The following is a 5,681-nucleotide window of genomic DNA, read 5'->3' on the forward strand; positions in this document are numbered from 1 at the left end:
GTGCTGCAAGGCCCAGCTTGAGCGCGTCACCGATCAGGAACGGTGTCATGCCCACTTCGACCGACCACGCGAGGCCGTTGCCATAGAGAACGCTCAACCACGCCACACCGGGCAGGTAGATCAGCGCATTGGCGATCAGCAGTGCAACACCCATCATCAGAACCGAGCGGTCCCACCCAGCGCGGGCTGCAAACCCAAGCGCCAGCGTCGCCACGACATAACCCACCAGATAGCCGCCTGTGCCGCCCATCATATAGGTCAGACCTGCGTTTTCAGCGGTCGAGCCTGCAAAGACGTCAAATCCAAGCGCACCGATAATCATATACCCCATGATCGTCGCCAGACCCAAACGCGGGCCGTAGGTGGCACCGATGGTCAGCACAGCAAATGTGCCCATGGTGATCGGGACCGGCCACATCGGCACTTTCACTTTCGCCATGATCGCCAGAACCGCGATCCCCAGAACCACCATCGCGGCCTGCTTGATGCGCAGCGCGGTACCGGTTGACGGGCCGAACGCCTCGGCCAGGACTTTGTCGTTAAGTGCGAGGGCCATGTGCCACTCTCCCCTATTGTGAATTTCGTTAGTGTTTTATTGCCCATGCCGCGACGCGGCGCAAGCATGATGGCGTTACCGGCGTTGATAAGTCGATGTCGAGACATAATCCTTGCGCGGCCCTTTGACGGTCCAGATTGCGCGCCACACGGGCCATGCCGTGAAATCATAGCGTACCGTATAGAAATCATCGCCACAGGGATGGTCGGTCCCTGCGGCATGGCCTGCAGGGGTAAAGGCATGAAACGGACGCCCGTCATCGAATGTGACGACAACATCCTCTGATCTGAAGGCCCAGTGATAGCACCGTTGCGCCTCCAGTGTCACACCGCTGTCCAGCGTCAACTGGCCGCGCTCGTGATAGGTCAGATGATCCGCATCCGTGGCTGTGAACACCACCTGCCCCTCCAAGACACCGTTCTGGCCATCGCGCCGGTCCACGATCGTGCGCCGCAAAGCCCAAACACCTTCAAAATCCGTTGCCGTCAGCACCAAAAGCCATCTCTCCCTTGAGGGTTCTGCCCCGGCCCCTTATGACGCGTCAGGAATCCTCTGCCCACCCCCTGCAAAAGGTGCATGCCAATGATCCCTCGCTATTCCCGCCCTGAAATGACCGCCATTTGGGAACCGGCCACCAAATTCCGCATCTGGTACGAGATCGAAGCGCATGCCTGCGACGCACAAGCGGCCCTTGGCGTGATCCCCAAGGCAAACGCCGAAGCGGTGTGGAAAGCCAAGGATGTTGAATTCGATGTCGCACGGATTGACGAAATCGAAGCCGTCACCAAGCATGACGTGATCGCCTTCCTCACACACCTCGCCGAACATATCGGATCAGACGACGCGCGCTTCGTTCATCAGGGCATGACATCGTCCGACGTGCTGGACACAACGCTGAACGTGCAACTGGTGCGCGCGGCCGATCTGCTGATCGCCGATATGGACCGCGTCCTCGCCGCCCTCAAAACACGCGCCTACGAGCACAAGGATACGGTTCGCATCGGACGCAGCCACGGCATTCACGCCGAGCCCACGACAATGGGTCTGACCTTCGCCCGCTTTTACGCCGAAATGGACCGTGGCCGCGCCCGCCTTGTGAACGCCCGCGAAGAAATTGCGACTGGCGCAATTTCGGGCGCAGTCGGCACCTTCGCCAACATTGATCCGGCCGTCGAAGAGCACGTTTGCGCAAAACTGGGCCTGAAACCCGAACCGATCAGCACCCAGGTGATTCCCCGTGACCGCCACGCGATGTTCTTCGCGACCCTTGGCGTGATCGCATCCAGCATCGAAAACATCGCGATCGAGATCCGCCACATGCAGCGCACCGAGGTGTTGGAAGCCGAAGAATTCTTCTCTGCAGGGCAAAAAGGCTCGTCCGCGATGCCGCACAAGCGTAACCCCGTCCTGACCGAGAACCTGACAGGTCTGGCGCGTCTGGTGCGCATGTCGGTGGTGCCGGCAATGGAAAACGTGGCCCTCTGGCACGAGCGCGACATCAGCCACTCTTCCGTGGAACGTGCGATTGGTCCTGATACGACAATCACCTTGGATTTTGCCCTCAACCGTCTGGCGGGTGTGGTCGAAAAGCTGGTGATCTATCCTGACAACATGCTGGCCAACATGAATAAATTCCGTGGCTTGGTCATGTCGCAACGTGTTCTCTTGGCCCTCACACAGGCCGGTGTCAGCCGCGAGGACGCCTATAAACTGGTGCAGCGCAACGCCATGCGCGTCTGGGAACAGGGCGCCGATTTCAAAACCGAACTCTTGGGTGACGCCGATGTTCTGGCGGCACTCTCTGCCGAAGAGATCGAAGAGAAATTCGACCTAGGGTACCACATGAAACACGTGGATACGATTTTTGCGCGCGTCTTCGGCGCTTAACAACACACTTCAGATGACCTGATCGCAAACCGCAATGCGATCAGGTCTCTCACCAATAAACCTACAGCTTTGAAGGCGCGTGGAGTGCCTGTGCCGGCAAACTGTGTGTCGACGACCGCGGAACCGGAGCAACTTGCGCTGACTTTACCGTTTTGCGGCGCACCGCAGGCATCGCCATTGCCACATAGCGGCGATCATCATGCAGGTTCGTGTAAGGCTCACCAATGATCTTTGCAGGGTATCCCAACTGACGCAGCGTGCGCGCAAAGACGGGCGGACAAAGTGCCACAATTTCGGTGGCACCCTGTGCTGTCGCCTGCTCAACCACACCATCCAGCACCAGCGCGAGGCATTCTGACCGTTCCGCATGGGTCTTGAGCGCGTCCGAGATCACAACGCGGGTTGCCTCCCAGACATTCGGCGTGACTTCTGCATGCGGAATGATGTCGGCGGGGATGCCGATCAGCTTCCCGTCCACCGCATCACGCAGCATATATGTATGCGCCCCCCACTGTGCCGTTGTGGCCATAGCCCGCATGCCACCGACAACCTTGCCACCTTTCAGAACTAGCGAATAATACGCCTTGGGGTTGTCGTACTGGTCCATTTCCACATCGTCGTCATGCGGAATGTCCCACCCTAATTGATCGACAAAGAATTGCTTGCGTAGTGCAAGAAATTCAAAGAACGCAGATCCATGCTTGTGGAGTTCTGTCAGGTTGAATGTAATCTTCTCCATAGTATTCCCTCTGGTTGTAATGTTTGGGTCGACGGCCCCCACCGCCACCAAGTACGATGCTAACATAGCAACCTACAATTTAGCTCTAATTGTAAGGAATAGATAAAAGAAGCGCCTAATTCGTTTTAGATTAGGCCGAATTGATTTGCCAATGCAGCCGCTTGGGTGCCCGTTTTCGCACCCAGTTTCAGCTTTGCATTTTTGAGCCGCTGTTTGACCGCACCTTCGCTTACACTCAACTCAAACGCGATTTCTTTCAAGCGCTTACCGTCCTTGACCATCCCCAAAGCTTCAAGCTCTGCCTTGGTCAGATTGGTCGGTGGTGCTGTCTCGGTATGGCGGCGTGTCAGATAGGCAAGCAGCAGCTTGACTTCGAGATCGGTGTAATCCCGGTCGGACCGTGTAAAAGATGCAAAGGACCGTTGCTCATCTGCATCGCTATCGAAGACCGAAACAGTGACGCCATACCGCATGCCAAAACTATACGCCTGCGTGATGATTCGCTTTGGATCGTCTTCTGCAAGTACGGACCACCTGATGGCCCCCACATTCGCGTAGGCCCACTTTACGACCGGGTCAAAGAGCATAAACCGTTGTTTGGTGTAATGGTTGATCCAGCCTTTCGGAAAGGCGTTCACCTCTTCCATCGGGAAGGCAAATCCAATGCGTAGCGCCACATAGTAGCCAGAGGGGGCTAGCTGCCCTATCTCTTCTGGGTCTAACAGTGTCGACATTCAATTTCCCTAACGAGCCGTTATAACAAAGCTCTTGTTGCGGCAGCGCTGTTCGCCCTAATATGCCCGAACAGCGGTTCGAACAGACTTTATGGTCATAACGTTAATCTTGGCAACCGGAAAGCGAGTACAATTCGATGGCCTCTACGCAATTTGAGATTAGCGAAACACTTGGCCAGCTCAATGACCTTTCTCCGGCTGGCTATGCGCTCGGCATCCATATTGAGTACACGACCCCCAAGTTCATGTTCCAAACCTACCCCAAGGACTGGCTGGATTACTATTCAAGAAATGGTTTGTTGATGTCAGACCCGATGGTGGCCTGGGCGTTTGATACGGAAGGTGCCAAGCGCTGGTCCGACCTTGATGATCCGTCGGGCGTCATGACCAAAGCGGCCGAACATGGTCTGAGATATGGCATCGTGGTATCCATCGTATCGGATGACAGCCGCACAATATGCGGCTTCGCAAACAGGGAACGTGAGTTCACCGATGAAGAAATCGCGACTATTCAGGGGCTTGTCACCAAGATCCATGACAATACCGCAGACACTGCTCAGCTTGACCCCAAGACCGTTGAGCAGTTGAAAAAGATGTCAATTATGGTGACACACCCGCGCGCTTAAGTCGCTTAAGCTAACCAATATTTTACAGTCACGCGTTTATGTGACCCTATGGATTTCAGCGCCTCGCCCACCCCTGATATGACCCTGACACGTCGCCGCAAGGCGGCAATGGTCGTGCATATGCTGCTGGAAGACGGCAACACGCTCTCGTTGGGTCGGCTGCCTGAATCGCTACAACTGCTACTGACTGACGAATTGGGTGCCCTGCGGCGGGTCGACAAGGCCACTGTCACCGCTGTCGCGGAAGAATTCACAGCCGAGCTTGAGGCGGTGGGCCTGACGGCCCCTGGTACCCGTGACGGGGCGATCACAGCACTTGCCGATCACCTCAGCCCCGTTCTGGCCAGCAGGCTGCGCAACCAGTTGGAAAGCGTGCGCAATGGGGATCACTGGCCCGTTGTCGTTGACCTCAGCGTTGAACGGCTCGTGAAAATCATGCAGTCCGAGAGTATCGAAATATGTGCGGTCGCCCTGTCGAAGCTGCCCGTTGCCAAGGCCGCAGAGGTGCTGACCAAGACACCCGGGGAAAGGGCGCGCAGGATCACCTATGCGATGTCCCAGACCGAAGATATCTCGCCGGACGCGGTGCGCCGTATCGGGGCCGCATTGGCTGCGGACTATGGCCACCCCGCCGATCAGGCATTTGAAAAGGCTCCGGTGCAGCGCTTGGGTGCTATCCTGAACTCGACCGTCACCGATACCCGTGAAGACGTGTTGGAAGGGCTGGAAGGCACGGATCCGGACTTCGCCAGCAATGTGCGCAAGGCGATTTTCACTTTCAAGGACATCGCGCCGCGCGTCAAACCGACCGACATTCCCAACGCGATCCGCAATGTCGATGGCGATACACTGACCACCGCCATCGCAGCCGCACTCGCCGGTGAAGAGGCGCTGATGAATTCAGCAGAATTTATCCTCAAGAGCCTGTCGCAGCGCATGGCCACCCAGTTGCGCGAAGATGCCGAGGAACGCGGACGCATCAAAAAAGACGATGCTGAAAAAGCCATGGCCGCGATCACGACTGTTATCCGCGAAATGGCTGACGCCGGTGTCATCACCCTGATTGATCCGGACGCAACGGATACCGCCGAAGAAGAAGGCTAAAAACAACAAATGTGATTCACGTCGCGCAGAAAATC

The 5,681-nt window shown here is 56.7% G+C and carries 7 protein-coding genes; 3 read left to right on the forward strand and 4 right to left on the reverse strand.

The genetic code is table 11. The annotated features are described in order from the left end of the window. The coding region (locus VGP75_RS12980) for a biotin transporter BioY (protein WP_327544073.1) at nt 1-556 on the reverse strand (556 nt) is incomplete at its 3' end. 75 nt (nt 557-631) lie between these two features. After that, nucleotides 632-1,048: a DUF6314 family protein gene (locus tag VGP75_RS12985; RefSeq protein ID WP_327544074.1), complete on the reverse strand. Its 417-nt coding sequence runs from the start codon at nt 1,046-1,048 to the stop codon at nt 632-634. 90 nt (nt 1,049-1,138) lie between these two features. On the opposite strand from VGP75_RS12985, the gene purB reads away from it, so the two are divergent. Beyond that, nucleotides 1,139-2,443, forward strand: a complete 1,305-nt coding sequence (gene purB, locus VGP75_RS12990) for an adenylosuccinate lyase (protein ID WP_327544075.1) — start codon at nt 1,139-1,141, stop codon at nt 2,441-2,443. A gap of 61 nt (nt 2,444-2,504) precedes the next feature. On the opposite strand, the gene VGP75_RS12995 is transcribed toward purB, so the two are convergent. Together VGP75_RS12995 and VGP75_RS13000 are read right to left on the reverse strand one after the other, a co-directional pair. Continuing rightward, entirely contained in the window at nt 2,505-3,182 is a 678-nt protein-coding gene (locus VGP75_RS12995; RefSeq protein WP_327544076.1) for an acyl-homoserine-lactone synthase, read from the reverse strand. A gap of 125 nt (nt 3,183-3,307) precedes the next feature. Next, nucleotides 3,308-3,916 carry an autoinducer binding domain-containing protein gene (locus tag VGP75_RS13000; RefSeq protein WP_327544077.1) on the reverse strand — a complete coding sequence of 203 codons (609 nt, stop codon included), beginning with the start codon at nt 3,914-3,916 and terminating at the stop codon, nt 3,308-3,310. A 137-nt stretch (nt 3,917-4,053) separates the two neighbouring features. On the opposite strand from VGP75_RS13000, the gene VGP75_RS13005 reads away from it, so the two are divergent. Beyond that, a complete protein-coding gene (locus tag VGP75_RS13005; protein ID WP_327544078.1) occupies nt 4,054-4,542 on the forward strand; it encodes an autoinducer binding domain-containing protein in 489 nt (162 codons plus the stop codon). Nucleotides 4,543-4,590: 48 nt separating this feature from the next. Beyond that, nucleotides 4,591-5,646, forward strand: coding sequence for a FliG C-terminal domain-containing protein (locus tag VGP75_RS13010; protein ID WP_327544079.1), 1,056 nt, complete (start codon nt 4,591-4,593; stop codon nt 5,644-5,646). Nucleotides 5,647-5,681 lie beyond the last annotated feature (35 nt).

Source organism: Yoonia sp., assembly GCF_036007805.1.
Classification (GTDB): Bacteria; Pseudomonadota; Alphaproteobacteria; order Rhodobacterales; family Rhodobacteraceae; genus Yoonia.